Origin of the sequence: Psychroflexus longus (genome assembly GCF_020164595.1) — a bacterium.
GTDB classification, from domain to species: domain Bacteria; phylum Bacteroidota; class Bacteroidia; order Flavobacteriales; family Flavobacteriaceae; genus Psychroflexus; species Psychroflexus longus.
Genome location: NZ_JAIQZE010000009.1, coordinates 72,885 through 88,808, shown reverse-complemented (window position 1 = coordinate 88,808; position 15,924 = coordinate 72,885). Strand labels below are relative to the sequence as shown.

Genomic DNA, 15,924 nt, shown 5'->3' with positions numbered 1-15,924 from the left:
TATATTATGAAAGTAGTAGAAGAGGTAAAAAATCATATGACTGTAGAAGATGTGAAATCATCACAACAAGCCATTGATTTAGAAGATCAATATGGGGCTCATAATTATCACCCACTACCTGCTGTTCTTACAAGAGGAGAAGGTGTATTTGTATGGGACGTAGAAGAAAAGAAATACTATGACTTCCTTTCAGCCTATTCGGCAGTAAATCAAGGACATAGTCATCCAAGAATTATTGATGCTTTATATGAACAATCCAAAAAAATATCACTAACCTCCAGAGCATTTCACAATAATGTTTTGGGAGTTTATGAAAAATATGCTACCGAATATTTCAAATTCGATAAGCTTTTGCCAATGAATAGTGGGGCAGAAGCCGTTGAAACTGCAATTAAAATTAGTAGAAAATGGGCTTACGAGAAAAAGGGAATTCCTGAAACAGAAGCTCAAATCATTGTTTTTGAAAACAACTTCCACGGAAGAACCACAACTATAATTTCTTTTAGTAACGATGAAGGAGCGAGAAAGAATTTTGGACCATACACCCCAGGATTTATCAAAGTACCTTATAACGATGCTGAAGCTTTAGAAAAAGTTTTAAAGGAAAATAAAAACATTGCAGGAGCACTTATTGAGCCAATTCAAGGTGAAGCTGGTGTATTCACCCCAGCAGATGATTTTATTCCTAAAGTAAAATCCTTATGTAACGAGCATAATGTTTTATTTATGGCCGATGAAATCCAAACGGGTATAGCCAGAACAGGAGCTCTACTGGCTGTATGTGGAAAATGTGATTGTCAGGGACATTGTGAACGTCAAGAAACCTATTCTCGACCAGATGTATTGATTCTTGGTAAAGCGCTTTCTGGAGGAGCATATCCAGTATCTGCAGTTTTAGCTGATGACCACATCATGAATGTGATACAGCCAGGACAACATGGTTCTACTTTTGGAGGAAATCCAGTAGCTGCCGCTGTAGCGATGGAAGCTTTGGAAGTCATCAAAGACGAAAAGCTTGCTCAAAACGCCAGACGTCTTGGAGATCTATTCAGAAGTGAATTGAATAAATTCATCGAAAATCACAACATCGTGAAACTCGTAAGAGGTCGAGGATTGCTTAACGCCATCGTCATCAACGACAGCGAAGACAGTTCAACTGCCTGGGACATTTGTGTCGCCTTGAAGGAAAACGGTCTGCTAGCAAAACCAACTCATGGAAACATTATTCGATTTGCACCGCCTTTGGTCATTACCGAAGAGCAGTTGATGGATTGTGTAAATATCATCACTAAGACGCTAGAGAAATTTGAAAAATAAATCTTTAGAAAGTTTATAAATTTAAGCCCTGATCATTAGATCAGGGCTTTTTTTTGTGCCGAAAAGTTTATCACTCATCGTAATAATTACTTTTTATTCTGAATTTGATACTGAAAGCTTAATGCTTTTCGATAACAAAATTAAGTGTTTTAGATTGACTTAAATTACCGTTTAATGAGCGTAAAAATGTAAAGTGCGAGATTAAGTTTGGTGTTAAGAAAGCAGTTGAAGCTTGGTTTTTCTAAAAATACGGTTTTCCCGTAATAAAAGTACGGTCGAGCCGCAATTGTTTTATATCCTAAAGTTTTAGTATTGCTTTGTCAATAATTTACAAAATGATTTTTCACACACACACACCGCTGAAAAACCTGCTCTTAAAGCATTTAGCGCTGATATATGACTTTCCTCAGTTATTATTTTCCGAACGATTCTTTAAAAAATAATAACTAACACATCTATAAATGAAAACACTACCGATTAAATTACTATTGCTTTTTTCACTTTTGCTGGTTATCTACAGTTGTGAAAAAGATGATAGTATAGTCAAACAGCAGAATAACCTCAAGACCGTAGCTTTGGAAAAGGCAAAAAGTTTCTTAGACCAAAGTCTTGAACAAAGCAAATCCAACCCGAAGGGAAGTTTTATCAATTCAATTTCAGATAATATTAATTATGAAGCGATCACCAATACCGATGAGCAACTGGTCGTAATTCCTGTAACAACTGCTTACAAGAATTTATATAGTAGAATAGTATTGCTGGAAATTGAAGGTAAACTTGAAAGCGTCATTTTAAGTTTAAATCCCTTCGAAAATGCAACGCCCAGCAGCTTCTCAGGAGAACTATTAATTACCGATACAGAAGGCAAATTTTTAAAAGGTTATAAAATAGAAAATAATCTCTATCTGGCGGAGTATGTAAATAATAATTCAAAATCTGAGTATACTAGTAATTTTAAAAATTACCTTACGTCTAAAGATACAAGTGGTAGTTGCGAAGAATGTGTATATTCAGTTTGTGATTATTGTCAACTAGATGAAGTAATTATAGTAGTTGAATCGACACCTCCTCGAATTCCAGCTCCTTACGTTTCTATCACTAACCTATATAATACAGATGGAGGTAGTGCTGAAACTTCTTCAAATGAGTGGGATTTAGGTGGCAGTGGTTCTGGTTACACCGACAATACTCCTGAGCCAGAAGCTGAAAAACCTTGTCCTGGTGATCCTGTCCCTAATCCAGAAATTGCTCCTCAAAAAGGAAAGTCCGGAATTCTAGGTGGCATGTATGGTTGCAACAGATACGGAGGGACATTTAGTGGTCCTGATGATAGAAATAAAAAACATAATGGAGTAGATTTTAGAAACGAAGAGGGCTCACCTGTTTACGCTATGTATGATGGCATAGTTTATTCAACACCTTTTGATAAAGATGCAGGGTTTATGATATTAATTCAAAGTACACTATCAAATGGTCAAACTATTATAAATATTTATTTTCATCTTCAAAAAGAAAACGGGTTAGAAGCAACCACAAACCCATTAAATCGTGTAACAGCAGGTCAAATAATAGGTTATCAAGGTACTTCAGGGAATCTTAAAGGTGCAATAGAGGATGGTTATACAGAATCACACGTACATGTTGAAACAAGATTACATGATGGAAGTTTTAGATGGAATTATGACAATAATTTTAATTTAATAAATACCAAAGACTATTTAGCTACTAAAATAGACGAAAATGGAAATTTAATTGACAATTGTAAATAATAATTTTAAAACTAATAATATGAAACTAATATATTTTTTATTTTCTGAATAGTTTAATCTGCATCCAAGCCTTCAGTTAAAACTTTTCAGTCCTGAAGTTACATTAAGCTAACTTGAAACTGAAAGCTGACTATCTAATTTTATTAAGCTACATCATGACAAAATCAGAAGAAAAAGATTTTTAACTTTTTAAGAAGCTTCTAAAATATAAATCATTCAAATTTATTGTTGTCTACCATCGATTTGTTCACGTCTTCTCATACGCTGTCTTTCTTTTTTGCGTCTTTCCTGTTCTTCGAGAAATAGGTCCCTTTCATTATCATCTTCAAATAGGTATTGATCGGAATTGTGCATGTCTAGTCTATAAGAGACGCCGATGCCAGCTCTCCAACGCTCTGGGGAATCTTTAAAGTTGACCAAGCCCGAAACATCCACCTGTAAATTTTTATTCACAAGAAAAGCAACACCAGCTCTCACGATCTCATCACTATAGTAGTCACTTATAAAGGTTTGGAATTCAGCAAAAATTCCAGTCCTGGCATAAATGGAATGCGTGAGTGTGAAAATTCCTGCGTAAGTCGGAAAGTCTGTTGTAGGTTTATCCACAATGAAGTTGGACACCAGTACCCATTTTCCCCCGGCAAAATTGTTCTGCGTGATGATGGCAGCTTTGGGAGAGACGTTGGGCTCGCCAGAAAACTTGAATGGATTCTCGCCAAATAGCAAGTTGACTCCAGCATATACTGAAACTGCGGGAATTAAATCACTCCATTGGGGAAGATTATTTTTCTTCCAGCTGTAAAGGTTAGGGCCATCTTTTTCTCTTTTGATAAATGGGTCGTAAATCAGATACTTAGCACCTAGTGTATTTGAACGAAAATTGCTGTAATTGCTTGTAGTTTCACTTCCACCTCTCAATAAGGTTTCTTCTGCGTTGACAAAAGTTCCATCCAGGATCAGCTCCAGTTGCTCCATAAACAAACCGTACCTCACCTGGTACTGGTAATCTACTTGAGAGCGGTCCGGAATAAGTGGAAAGGCGTGATTGTCTTCTCCGTAAGCCAGTCCGGTTTCGAACTGTAAAACATTCGTACCAACACTATAGGCTCCGAAAGATTCGCCAGGTCTGTTGGAATTGATCATATCTGTATACTGGGCCTGTATTGTGTAACTTGTTAATAAAAACAAGCCGACGAGTCTAAATTTCATAACTAAAGTTTGAAGTTCAAATATAAATTAAAATCCGATTTTTTGAGCCTGTATACTGCTTTGCATTAAAGTATTGGTATTTTTGCAAATCAAATTGTTTTTATGGTATTCCTCAAGACATTATTAATCATCCTCTTAGTTTACTTCGCCATCAAATTAATGGCGAAATATTTTGGTCCTTTACTGCTGAAGTATATTTTCAAAAAAGTCCAAAAGAATATGGAAAATCAATTCAATCCAAACCAAACTGAAGAAAAGAAAGACACTAGAAAATCTAAGAAAACCTACAACAGAAAATCAAAGGATGATAAAGTGGGGGAGTATATAGATTATGAAGAAATTGAGTAACTTTCACGTTTTTCAAATTAAAATCCACCAATGAAGTCCATATTGTCTAAGTCCTGGAAGCATATTCTTGTCTTGTTTCTATTCATCGTTGCCTCACTGGCTTTTTTCTACCCTGTCTTAAAAGGAAAAACAATATTTCAGAGCGATATTGTTCAATATACAGGAATGGCCAAAGCTCAAAATGATTTTAGAGCTAGTGAGGGTGGAGAACCTTATTGGACTAATTCTGCTTTTGGAGGAATGCCAACCTATCAACTTGGAGCGAATTATCCTTATAATTTTATTAAAGAAATAGACCGCAAGCTTAGATTTCTGCCGAGACCCGCCGATTATTTGTTCTTGTATTTTATTGGGATGTATATTTTGTTTTTATGCTTTAAGGTCAATTATAAATTAGCCTTTCTCGGCGCTTTGGCTTTTGGCTTTTCAACTTACCTGATTATTATTCTTGGCGTTGGCCATAACGCTAAAGCCCATGCGATCGCTTATTTTCCTATCGTAGTTTCTGGAATGGTGCTGGTTTATCGGCAGAAACTATTTTGGGGAAATGTCTTGTTTTGTGTGGGTCTCGCTTTTGAATTGATGGCCAATCACTTCCAGATGACTTACTACCTGATGTTGCTCTGCGTTGTAATTGTGATTGTCAATGCGATTCATGCGTACCAGCAAAAAACCTTAAAGTTATTTTTGAAAGCGTCTCTTAGCTTTTTACCAGCAATTATTTTAGCGGTTTTACTCAATATCACCAACTTATTAGCTACCCAAGAATACGCCGATTATAGCACAAGAGGTGATACCGGACTTACCATAGAACCAAACGGCACTGAAAAGGTAAAGTCGGGCTTGGATTACGATTACATCACCGAATATTCTTATGGAATTTTAGAGACCTTAAACCTATTTATCCCAAGATTTATGGGCGGTTCCAGCAGTGAATCGCTTGGTAAAGATTCTGAAGTTTACGGAGAACTTATACAAATGGGGGCTTCACCTGCTCAAGCCTTAGATTTCAGTAAAAACTTACCCACCTATTGGGGGGATCAAACCTTTATTGGCGCTCCGGCTTACATAGGGGCATGCGTCATTTTTCTTTTCGTATTAGGTTTCTTTCTTACAAAAGGAAAGAAAAAATGGTGGCTGATTGCAGGATCCATTCTAGCATTGTTATTGTCTTGGGGTGATAACTTTTCGCTTCTGACTAAATTTTTTGTTGACTTTATTCCTTTCTATGACAAATTCAGAGCGGTGTCGTCCATTCAGGTCATTATCGAATTTTGCCTTCCCATTCTGGCTATACTAGGTCTTTCGAAACTTGTAAGTGATAAAGTTACAAATCAGAAGAAATGGGAGGCGTTGAAAAAATCGACTATCATTTTAGGAGGATTGAGTGTTTTATTACTGCTTCTTAAATCTGTTCTTTTTGATTTTAGTGGTTCGAGCGATGCTGTATTCTTGGAAAACTATGGCGCGAAGTTCGTTCGAGCGCTCAAAGAAGACAGAAAAGCCATGTTTAATGCAGATACCTTACGTTCGCTGGTTTTCGTTTTACTTTTAGCAGGATCTGTTTATCTATATTTAAAAGAAAAGATAAAGAAACCCCTATTTCTTGGGCTTATTGGGATCTTCATATTAATAGATTTGATCGGTGTTAATACTAGATACGTTAACGAAGAGGATTTCGTTGCAGCTTCTGTGATGGAACGTCCTTTTCAAGCCACTCAGGCTGACCTTGAAATTCAAAAAGATAAATCCCATTTCAGAGTTTATGATTTAACCTCCAATCCACTTAACTCCGCAAGAGCCTCCTATTTTCATAATTCTATGGGGGGTTATCACGCCGCGAAGCCTGGTAGAATTCAGGAGTTGTTTGATTTTTATATATATGAAGGGAAACAAAGTATTCTGAACATGCTCAATGTGAAGTACTTCATATTTGATAATGAAGGACAACCAGTGGCACAAGAAAATCCAGATCATTTAGGGAATGCCTGGTTCGTCAATGAATTGATCACTGTCGATAATGCTAATAAAGCGATTTTAGCCCTGGATACGATCAATCCAAATACAACAGCGATTATTGAAGAAAATCAATTTGATTTTTCTGATAAAAATTATGATAAAAGCTTTTCAGACCAAATTGAATTGACTTCTTACAAGGAAAATGAATTGATTTACACTTATGATGCTAAAAATAAAAGCCTTGCTTTGTTCTCAGAATTATATTATCCTGAAGGCTGGAAGGTCACGATAGATGGGAAAGAGGCATCTCATTTCAGAGCTAATTATGTTTTACGAGCCATGGAATTACCTGCGGGAAAACATGAAGTAAAATTTGCATTTGAGCCAGAAATTGTGAGTTATGGAGGAAAAATAACTTTAGCTAGTTTTATACTCTTGATATTAATTATCCTTGGAGGGTTGGGTTATACCATAAAGCGAAAGCAAATTTAAAAGATGAAAAAGGTTTTAATCATTACTTACTACTGGCCGCCTGCCGGGGGTCCCGGAGTGCAGCGCTGGCTCAAATTTTCTAAATATCTACCAGAATTTGGAATTCAACCGGTGGTTTACAAGCCTCAAAATCCAAGTTATCCTATTATCGATTCTTCTCTGGATTCAAGCCCCCAAGTAAAAGTGATTGAAAAATCCATTTTTGAACCTTATGCGTTTGCAGAAGTTTTGTCAAAATCAGATTCAAAAACCATCAGCAGTGGTATCATCAAATCGAAAAAAAAACAATCCTGGAAAGAGCGATTAATGCTTTATATAAGAGGCAATTTTTTTATTCCAGATGCCAGAGTGCTTTGGGTAAAACCTTCGGTTTCATTTTTAAGAGAGTATATTCAAAATCAGGACATAGAGACCATTATCACTACAGGTCCTCCACATAGTCTACACCTTATTGGTTTGAGATTGAAAGAGGTCAATCCAGAGCTTAGATGGATTGCAGACTTTAGAGATCCCTGGACGACGATTGGTTACCATACCGCTTTAAAACTTACCGAAAAGTCTAAGCAGAAACATCTCGCTTTAGAAAGCGATGTATTAAACTCAGCAGATCAATTGATTACCACAAGTTTTCAGACCAAAACCGAATTTGAGCAAAAAACCAAAACGCCTATCGAGGTTATTACCAATGGCTATGAGGAAATGTCTGTAGATGCTGAGTTAAGCGAGAATTTTACAATTTCACATATTGGTTCGTTACTCAATGAAAGAAATCCGAAAGTGCTCTGGGAAGTTTTGGCTGAATTGATTGATGAAAATCTTGTTTTTAAAGATTTTTTCGAGCTTAAGCTTATTGGTAAAATTAGTGAAAGCGTCCTAGATTCCGCTTATGAATTTGGCTTGAAGAATTTTATTAGTGTCGTGGGGTATTTGAATCACAAAGACGCTGTGGAAAGCCAAAGGAGTTCGCAAATGCTTCTTCTTATTGAGATTGACAAACCCGAAACTTGCGGTATTATTCCTGGTAAATTTTTTGAGTATTTAGCTTCCAGGCGGCCTATTTTAGCCATTGGCCCAGAAGGATGGGACGTAGCGCAGATCATTTCAGAAACCAATTCAGGAGAATGCTTTACTTACAATGAGAAAGCTCGTTTAAAATCTTATATTAAGATGTCTTTCAAGGCTTATTTAAATGGAAAATTAAAAGCTAAAACTAAACATATAGAGCAATTTAGTCGAAAGAATTTAACCAAAAAGTTAGCACAACTTATCGAATAATTCAATGGGAATCGTCGCCAAGCAATCGTTAAATAATCTCATTTCCACCTATTTGGGATTCGGAATTGGCGCGCTCAATGTTTTGATTTTATATCCGAAATTCTTGACTGCAGAATACTATGGCTTGGTCGCTTTTCTGCTGTCAGCAGGGAATTTGTTCTGGCCATTTATGGCGCTGGGCGTTCACAATACCATTGTAAAATTCTACACAAGCTACACAAGCAAACTCGATACAGATAAGCTTCTCAATTTTGCCTTGTTTCTTCCACTATTGCTAGGTTTGCTCATTGGAATTGTCGGTTATATTTTCTATGATTCTCTCCTAAACTATTTTGATGGTGAAAACGATTTGGTACAACCTTACGTTTGGGGAATTTTCGTCATCGCAATGACAACCGCCTATTTCGAAGTTTTTTTTGCGTGGGCAAAAGTTCAGTACAAAAGCGTTTTTGGAACCCTTATGCGGGAAGTATTTCACAGGCTCGCCATTACTATTTTACTTCTTATTTTCTATGCTGAATTTATTAGCGTTCATTTATTTATTTATCTATTAATTGGTGTTTTTGTATTAAGAACAGTGGTGATGCTAGGTTATGCGATAAAATTATATACTCCACGGTTTAGCTTGCAATTGCCACCCAAACTGAAGGATTTACTGAATTACTCTTTACTGATTTTTATTGCGGGAACAGTAGCTGTGGCTTTGTTTGATTTTGATAAAGTGATGATAGAGTATTTTATGCCTATCGAAAATGTTTCCATTTATGGAATAGCAATTTACATCGCCACAGTTATTGCTGTGCCGTCCAAAGCCATGCATCAAATCACCAACCCCATCACAGCAAAATATCTCAATTTTGGAGAAAATGAGTTGTTGAAAGATCTTTATGTAAGGAGTTCCAATACATTATTTGTTATTAGTGGTTTTGTATTTACGCTTATTATTACTAACGTGAATGAACTTTATGAAATTATTCCCGAGGAATACAAGGTAGGAGTGAGTATTGTGTTTTTGATCAGTCTGGTAAAACTGACGGATAATATTTTGGGAAATATCAATAGTATCATTTTCAATTCCAAATATTACAAAACCGTACTTATTGCTGGAGTCGTTCTCGTTGGAGTCGCCTTCTTGCTTAACCTCTGGTTGATTCCCATCTATGGAATCTATGGCGCCGCTTATGCTACGTTTATCTCATTTCTGACTTACAATATCTTCAAGCTTTTGTTTGTAAGACTCACTTTCGGAATTCACCCTTTCAATTTCAAGAGTTTATATATTTTTCTGGTTATATCGGCTTTAACCTCAGGCTTTTATTTTTGGGAGTTTTCTACTGGTTTTCCACTTCTCAATATTATTCTGAAGACAATATTGATTAGCGGTCTCTATTTCATCATCAGTTTGAATGGAGACTTGTCAAAAGACTTGACAAATCTTTACTTTAAAGTTATAAAAAAGAAAACCCCTTAGTATTCATAACTAGGAGTTTCCTAACTAACCAATCAAAACCGTTTTTAAACCAAATGAATCATCCTATATATAAATTAAGTAGGTCAAAAGTTTAAACACTTACATTTTTAAACTTTAGTTTTTAAATATTGACCGGTGTAAGATCCTTTAACTTTTGAAACTTCTTCCGGAGTGCCCTCAGCTACAAGCTGCCCGCCGTTGATTCCTCCACCTGGACCCAAATCGATGACATGATCGGCACATTTGATAAGGTCAATGTTATGTTCAATCACGATCACACTGTGTCCGTTTTCAATCAAAGCTTCGAAGGATTTCAATAATTTACTGATGTCGTGAAAGTGAAGTCCGGTTGTGGGTTCATCAAAAATAAACAAGGTTTTATCAGCATTTTTTCCTTTAGTTAAAAAAGAAGCTAATTTAATACGTTGAGCTTCACCACCAGAAAGCGTAGAAGAACTTTGGCCTAAAGTGACATAACCAAGACCAACACTTTGCAAAGCTTCGAGTTTATTGGAGATTTTAGTTTCATTATGAGATGAGAAAAATTCCATGGCATCGTCGATGGTCATGGATAAAATATCGTCAATATTTTTTCCTTCGAATTCCACATCCAAAACTTGCTGCTTAAAGCGTTTTCCATGACAAGCTTCACACTCAAGGTGAACATCCGCCATGAATTGCATTTCGATAGTCACTTCACCTTCACCTTCACAGGTGTCGCATCGTCCGCCTTCCACATTAAAACTAAAATGCTTGGGCTTGAAATTTCTTATTTTGGAAAGCTTTTGCTTTGCAAATAGATTTCGAATATCATCGTAAGCTTTGATGTAGGTCACAGGATTGGATCTCGAGGACCTTCCTATAGGATTTTGATCTACATACTCAATATGTTTGATGTGTTTGAAGTTTCCATCAATGCCATCAAATTGTCCTGCTTTTGTTCCGTAACCTCCATTATGTTTAATCATCGCCGGATACAAAATCTTTTTGACAAGAGTACTTTTTCCACTTCCAGAAACGCCGGTAATCGCAACAAAACTATCCAAAGGCACTTTTACAGATACATTCTTTAGGTTGTTTTCGCGCGCACCTTTCAGTTCAATATAAGATTTAGACGATCGCCTTTCTTTAGGAACTTCAATTTTCATTTTACCGTTGAGGTATTTTGAAGTCAGTGAGTTTGCCTTTAGGATTTGTTTATAAGTCCCTTCAGCAACAAGATCACCGCCATGGGTTCCAGCTTCCGGACCAATGTCGATAATGTAGTCTGCTTCTTTCATGATGTCCTCATCATGTTCTACTACAATAACAGTGTTGCCCAGATCACGAAGATCTTTTAAAACTCCAATCAGCCTTTCGTTGTCTTTAGAATGTAAACCAATGGAAGGTTCGTCCAAAATATACATGGAGCCCACAAGACTACTTCCTAGTGAGGTTGCCAAATTGATTCGCTGTGATTCTCCACCCGAGAGAGAATTCGATTTTCTATTCAAGGTAAGGTAAGTCAAACCTACATCCATCAAAAATTTAAGTCTGCTATTGACTTCTTTCAATAGGCGTTTTCCAATTTTTTCATCGTGTTCATTAAGCTTTAACTTTTGAAAAAACGAGCTAACTTCATCTATCGGTAAATCTACGAGCTGAGTGATGTCAATATCATTGATTTTCACATAAGTCGATTCTTTTTTAAGCCTGCGACCTTTGCATTCTGGACATCGTGTTCTTCCTCGATATCTCGATAACAAAACTCTATTCTGAATTTTATAGGCTTTAGATTTTACAGCTTCAAAAAACTCATTAACTCCCGTTACATACTGATTTCCGTTCCATATGATATTTTTTTCATCATCGGTCAGTTCGAAATAAGGCGTGTGAACAGGGAAATCAAATTTATGTGCATGCTTAATAAACTCTTTTTTGTACCAACCCAAGGTATCGCCACTCCAGGGAGCAATGGCTCCTTCATACACACTCAATCCCGTATTTGGGATGACCAAAGCTTCATCAATGTCGATGATATCTCCGTAACCTTCACACTTTGGACATGCTCCTATTGGATTGTTGAAACTGAACAAATGCACGTTTGGTTCGGTGAATAACATACCGTCCAATTCGAATTTGTTATTGAAATTGGTGATTTTATTAGTGGCTACTTCTTCAATATTCAGTTCGCCTTTTCCTTCAAAAAATGCATTTTGAATTGAATCTGCTAAACGGTTGTAAAAGTCTTCATCATCTTTAACGACAATCCTGTCTACAACAATTGAAAGTTGACTTTTTTTAGGAATCTTTCGTTCCTGAGCTTCACTTATTTTTAAAACTTCATCATCGACCTTGATTCTACTGAATCCCTGTTGTTGAAGAATTTTAATTTTTTCTTCTACAGTGCGTTTGTTTTCTAAAGTGATAGGAGCGAGGAGAAGTAATTTTTTGTTTTCTTCCTGTGATTTTACAAAATCCACAACATCGGTTACCGTATGCTTTTTTACTTCCTTCCCAGAGATTGGCGAAATGGTTTTTCCAATTCTAGCGTATAGCAATTTCAGGTAATCATAAATTTCAGTTGAGGTTCCAACTGTAGATCGGGGATTTGTAGAATTCACTTTTTGCTCGATCGCAATCGCAGGAGCAATTCCTTTGATGTAATCGACCTTTGGTTTGTCGAGACGTCCTAAAAACTGCCTTGCGTAGGCCGAAAGGCTTTCGACATAACGTCTTTGACCTTCAGCATAAAGCGTATCAAAAGCTAAACTCGATTTTCCTGAACCAGAAAGTCCAGTAATTACTACGAGTTTATTTCTTGGAATGACAACATCAATATTTTTTAAATTATGAAGTTTTGCACCCTTGATTATAATGAATTCTTTGGGGTCAATTTTATCTAAATCTGTGTGTTTCATATATTGTCGGAATGACGCAAATATAAAGATTTGTCCCTCCAATTGAACCTTATACACTGACTCATAATATGTTAAAATTATTAACGGTATGAGGTGTGTAAACATATATTTATATATTAGCTGAATAAACAGAAGCCTATACAGCACTTTTACTTAAACTCAATTAATAACAATAACCAATTTTTTTAGTTGGTTTTACTTAAGTGAAAGATTTATGAATAGAACTTCGATCTCCTCAGAAGCTTATTTGGTTAAGCAATACATTTCAGGTGATGAAAACTCACTTTCCGTTTTAATCAACAGACATCAACAAAAAATTTTCGGTTTTATATTTTCCAAAGTCTACGATAAAGACCTTGCAGAAGATATTTTCCAGGATACCTTCATAAAAGTTATACGGACTTTAAAGAGAGGTAAGTACAACGAAGAGGGCAAATTTCTTCCCTGGGTGATGAGAATTGCTCACAATCTCGTTATTGATCATTTTAGAAAAAGTAACAGAATGCCAAAATTTGAGGGCAAAGGAGACTTTGATATTTTAGATTTTATGACAGACGGCGACATGAACGCTGAACGTAAAATCATAAAAGATCAAATAGATGTCGATTTACACGCTCTTATCAAAAAACTACCACAAGATCAGCTTGAAGTCTTAGAAATGAGAATTTTCAAAGAAATGAGTTTTAAAGAAATAGCATTCAAAACTGATGTAAGTATCAATACAGCTCTGGGCAGAATGAGATACGCTCTTATTAATTTGAGAAAAATTATTGAAAAACATCAGGTAGTTTTAACAAACTAGGACATGCAATAATTCTTTTTTAGTTGCGTTTTTGTTGTATATAAAATCAAAAAAAATATGGCAAAAATTTACTCTAAAGAAGTTTTAAATTCAACTTCAAAACCGATGAGGCCCTCAGCAAAAACCATAAAGTCAATTTTGGATTTTTCTAAGGCGATGACTGTTGTAAAGTATGAAGATTTACAGTTTGAAAGCATTCAAAATTAATTAAGTGTTTTCCCGAAAATAAAAGGTTTCCTTATTTCGATTTGGAAGCCTTTTTTTTGTGGTAATCATGGATGACAGATTTACGACCAATTGTATTAGTAATAATATCCTTGTCCAAATCCCAGCCTCTGGCAGGAGAATATTCTCTACCATACCAGATAATCTGTAAGTGTAAGTCGTTCCATACTTCTTTCGGGAAAAGTCGCTTGGCATCTTTTTCGGTTTGCTGCACATTTTTTCCAGTGCTCAAGTTCCAGCGGTACATTAACCTATGGATATGAGTGTCCACAGGAAATGTAGGAACACCGAAAGCCTGAGCCAAAACCACTGAAGCTGTTTTATGTCCAACTGCAGGGAATTCTTCCAAGGCTTTCATATCATTAGGAACTTTACCCTTATATTTTTCAATTAAAATCTTAGAAAGCCCATAAATTCCCTTAGCCTTCATTGGCGATAAACCTACAGGCTTAATGATTTCCCGAATTTGATCCGGACTCATTTTGACCATGTCCCAGGGATTATCTGCTCTATCAAAAAGCAAAGGGGTAATCTGGTTGACTTTGACGTCTGTACTTTGCGCTGAAAGCAACACAGCGATGAGCAGGGTGTAGGGATCTTTGTGGTCCAATGGAACAGGGATGGTGGGATATAATTCCTTTAACGTATTTATAACGAAGTCTACTTTTTCAGATTTTTTCATTTCCTTTACTTTTAAGCAAAAATAGGAATTATGACAACACTAAAAGCTGGAGATAAAGCCCCAAATTTTGAGGCAAAAGATCAAGATGGAAAGATGCACTCGCTAAAAGATTACGCAGGAAAAAAATTGGTCGTCTTTTTTTATCCAAAAGCAAGTACACCTGGATGTACTGCAGAAGCCTGTAACCTGAGAGATAACTGGGGAACTTTTCAGGAAAAAGGTTACGAGATTCTTGGCGTAAGTGCAGATTCTGAAAAACGTCAGCAGAACTTTAAAACTAAATATGAACTTCCTTTTCCATTGCTTGCCGATGAAGACAAAGAAGTCATTGAAGCATTTGGAGTTTGGGGACCCAAAAAGTTCATGGGAAAAGAATACGATGGCATTCATAGGACTACTTTTATCATCGATGAAGAGGGCAAAATTGAAGAGGTTATTTCCAAAGTAAAAACCAAAGCTCACGCTGAGCAGATTCTGTAATTATTTTAAAATAAAATTTTAAAATAAATTTTTTGATTGATTCTCTCGTTCTTACCTATGCCCTTGAATTACCCAAGAATTAATGTAATTTGGTTCTATGAAGTGGGAGCAAGCAATTCAAGATTTTACATACTACCTAAGGATAGAAAGAGGTCTGGCTGATAATACTATTCAAAATTATCGGCTGGACATCTTAAAACTGACCAATTATCTTTCTGAGTTTGACTTGAAGCTTTCACCTATTGAAATTGTTGAAGAAGATATTCAAAGCTTTATTCATACAATTTCAAAACTTCTAAATGAACGCTCTCAGGCCAGATTAATTTCCGGTTTAAAGAGTTTTTTTGATTATCTCATTTTTGAAGATTACAGAAAAACAAATCCACTGGAACTCATAGAATCCCCACGTTTGGGGCGACAACTTCCAGATACGCTTTCAACTGAAGAGATTGACCGACTCATCGAAGCTATAGACTTATCACATCCTCAAGGCCAGCGTAATAAGGCCATTATCGAAACCCTTTATGGTTGTGGGCTGAGAGTCAGCGAGCTTATAAATCTCAAAATTTCTGACCTTCATTTTGAAGCAGGTTTCTTAAAAGTAGTGGGGAAAGGGAATAAAGAACGTCTGGTCCCTATTAATGCATACACTCAAAAATTTATCACTATTTATAAAGATGAGATTAGAATTCATCAGGAAGTTAAACCTGAATTCACTGATATTCTTTTTTTAAACAGACGAGGGGCTCAATTAACACGAGCCATGATTTTTACTATTGTAAAACAATTAGCTAAAGAGGCTTATATTCAGAAGACAATAAGTCCTCACACGTTTAGGCATTCATTTGCAACACATCTATTAGAAAATGGCGCAAACCTGAGAGTTATTCAACAAATGTTAGGTCACGAAAGTATTACTACTACTGAAATCTACATGCATTTGGATAAAACTCATCTAAGGTCTGTGCTCGAAAAGTTTCATCCGAGAGCTTAAA

13 protein-coding genes are annotated in these 15,924 nt (G+C 36.1%); 10 read left to right on the top strand and 3 right to left on the bottom strand.

What is annotated here, in order from left to right:
* The first annotated feature begins 6 nt into the window (after positions 1 to 6).
* Together rocD and LB452_RS09295 are read left to right on the top strand one after the other, a co-directional pair.
* Complete coding sequence (gene rocD / locus LB452_RS09300) at positions 7 to 1,317, top strand: ornithine--oxo-acid transaminase (protein ID WP_322966263.1); 1,311 nt, start codon at positions 7 to 9, stop codon at positions 1,315 to 1,317.
* Positions 1,318 to 1,778: 461 nt separating this feature from the next.
* Positions 1,779 to 3,086, top strand: a complete 1,308-nt coding sequence (locus LB452_RS09295) for a M23 family metallopeptidase (protein ID WP_224461465.1) — start codon at positions 1,779 to 1,781, stop codon at positions 3,084 to 3,086.
* 222 nt (positions 3,087 to 3,308) lie between these two features.
* On the opposite strand, the gene LB452_RS09290 is transcribed toward LB452_RS09295, so the two are convergent.
* Positions 3,309 to 4,295 carry a transporter gene (locus tag LB452_RS09290; RefSeq protein WP_224461464.1) on the bottom strand — a complete coding sequence of 329 codons (987 nt, stop codon included), beginning with the start codon at positions 4,293 to 4,295 and terminating at the stop codon, positions 3,309 to 3,311.
* A gap of 102 nt (positions 4,296 to 4,397) precedes the next feature.
* On the opposite strand from LB452_RS09290, the gene LB452_RS09285 reads away from it, so the two are divergent.
* Genes LB452_RS09285 through LB452_RS09270 form a run of 4 tightly spaced genes read left to right on the top strand, consistent with a single transcriptional unit; the run spans position 4,398 to position 9,840 of the window.
* Positions 4,398 to 4,643, top strand: a complete 246-nt coding sequence (locus LB452_RS09285) for a DUF4834 family protein (protein WP_224461463.1) — start codon at positions 4,398 to 4,400, stop codon at positions 4,641 to 4,643.
* 30 nt (positions 4,644 to 4,673) lie between these two features.
* Entirely contained in the window at positions 4,674 to 7,094 is a 2,421-nt protein-coding gene (locus tag LB452_RS09280; RefSeq protein ID WP_224461462.1) for a YfhO family protein, read from the top strand.
* A gap of 3 nt (positions 7,095 to 7,097) precedes the next feature.
* Positions 7,098 to 8,369 (top strand): glycosyltransferase family protein, encoded by a 1,272-nt coding sequence (locus LB452_RS09275; RefSeq protein ID WP_224461461.1) that lies wholly within the window; start codon positions 7,098 to 7,100, stop codon positions 8,367 to 8,369.
* 4 nt (positions 8,370 to 8,373) lie between these two features.
* Complete coding sequence (locus LB452_RS09270; RefSeq protein ID WP_224461460.1) at positions 8,374 to 9,840, top strand: oligosaccharide flippase family protein; 1,467 nt, start codon at positions 8,374 to 8,376, stop codon at positions 9,838 to 9,840.
* 107 nt (positions 9,841 to 9,947) lie between these two features.
* Here the strand turns inward: LB452_RS09270 and uvrA are convergent, their stop codons facing one another.
* Positions 9,948 to 12,740, bottom strand: a complete 2,793-nt coding sequence (uvrA, locus tag LB452_RS09265; protein WP_224461459.1) for an excinuclease ABC subunit UvrA — start codon at positions 12,738 to 12,740, stop codon at positions 9,948 to 9,950.
* A 214-nt stretch (positions 12,741 to 12,954) separates the two neighbouring features.
* Between uvrA and LB452_RS09260 the strand changes: the two genes are divergently transcribed.
* A complete protein-coding gene (locus tag LB452_RS09260; protein ID WP_224461458.1) occupies positions 12,955 to 13,542 on the top strand; it encodes an RNA polymerase sigma factor in 588 nt (195 codons plus the stop codon).
* A gap of 57 nt (positions 13,543 to 13,599) precedes the next feature.
* The gene (locus LB452_RS09255; RefSeq protein ID WP_224461457.1) at positions 13,600 to 13,749 is read left to right on the top strand and encodes a hypothetical protein; all 150 of its coding nucleotides are present in this window, start codon (positions 13,600 to 13,602) and stop codon (positions 13,747 to 13,749) included.
* Positions 13,750 to 13,780: 31 nt separating this feature from the next.
* On the opposite strand, the gene LB452_RS09250 is transcribed toward LB452_RS09255, so the two are convergent.
* A complete protein-coding gene (locus LB452_RS09250; RefSeq protein ID WP_224461456.1) occupies positions 13,781 to 14,449 on the bottom strand; it encodes an endonuclease III domain-containing protein in 669 nt (222 codons plus the stop codon).
* A 30-nt stretch (positions 14,450 to 14,479) separates the two neighbouring features.
* On the opposite strand from LB452_RS09250, the gene bcp reads away from it, so the two are divergent.
* On the top strand, positions 14,480 to 14,929 hold the full coding sequence (gene bcp, locus LB452_RS09245; protein ID WP_224461455.1) for a thioredoxin-dependent thiol peroxidase: 450 nt from the start codon (positions 14,480 to 14,482) through the stop codon (positions 14,927 to 14,929).
* A gap of 97 nt (positions 14,930 to 15,026) precedes the next feature.
* Positions 15,027 to 15,923: a site-specific tyrosine recombinase XerD gene (gene xerD / locus LB452_RS09240; RefSeq protein ID WP_224461454.1), complete on the top strand. Its 897-nt coding sequence runs from the start codon at positions 15,027 to 15,029 to the stop codon at positions 15,921 to 15,923.
* Position 15,924: the final 1 nt, after the last annotated feature.

What these genes read in the sequence shown, in the direction of transcription:
- LB452_RS09270 (WP_224461460.1), top strand. Translation starts at nt 8,374, where the DNA reads ATGGGAATCGTCGCCAAGCAATCGTTAAATAATCTCATTTCCACCTAT.
- LB452_RS09255 (WP_224461457.1), top strand. Translation starts at nt 13,600, where the DNA reads ATGGCAAAAATTTACTCTAAAGAAGTTTTAAATTCAACTTCAAAACCG.
- LB452_RS09260 (WP_224461458.1), top strand. Translation starts at nt 12,955, where the DNA reads ATGAATAGAACTTCGATCTCCTCAGAAGCTTATTTGGTTAAGCAATAC.
- LB452_RS09280 (WP_224461462.1), top strand. Translation starts at nt 4,674, where the DNA reads ATGAAGTCCATATTGTCTAAGTCCTGGAAGCATATTCTTGTCTTGTTT.
- LB452_RS09250 (WP_224461456.1), bottom strand. Translation starts at nt 14,449, where the DNA reads ATGAAAAAATCTGAAAAAGTAGACTTCGTTATAAATACGTTAAAGGAA.
- LB452_RS09290 (WP_224461464.1), bottom strand. Translation starts at nt 4,295, where the DNA reads ATGAAATTTAGACTCGTCGGCTTGTTTTTATTAACAAGTTACACAATA.
- bcp (WP_224461455.1), top strand. Translation starts at nt 14,480, where the DNA reads ATGACAACACTAAAAGCTGGAGATAAAGCCCCAAATTTTGAGGCAAAA.
- LB452_RS09285 (WP_224461463.1), top strand. Translation starts at nt 4,398, where the DNA reads ATGGTATTCCTCAAGACATTATTAATCATCCTCTTAGTTTACTTCGCC.
- rocD (WP_322966263.1), top strand. Translation starts at nt 7, where the DNA reads ATGAAAGTAGTAGAAGAGGTAAAAAATCATATGACTGTAGAAGATGTG.
- LB452_RS09295 (WP_224461465.1), top strand. Translation starts at nt 1,779, where the DNA reads ATGAAAACACTACCGATTAAATTACTATTGCTTTTTTCACTTTTGCTG.
- xerD (WP_224461454.1), top strand. Translation starts at nt 15,027, where the DNA reads ATGAAGTGGGAGCAAGCAATTCAAGATTTTACATACTACCTAAGGATA.
- LB452_RS09275 (WP_224461461.1), top strand. Translation starts at nt 7,098, where the DNA reads ATGAAAAAGGTTTTAATCATTACTTACTACTGGCCGCCTGCCGGGGGT.
- uvrA (WP_224461459.1), bottom strand. Translation starts at nt 12,740, where the DNA reads ATGAAACACACAGATTTAGATAAAATTGACCCCAAAGAATTCATTATA.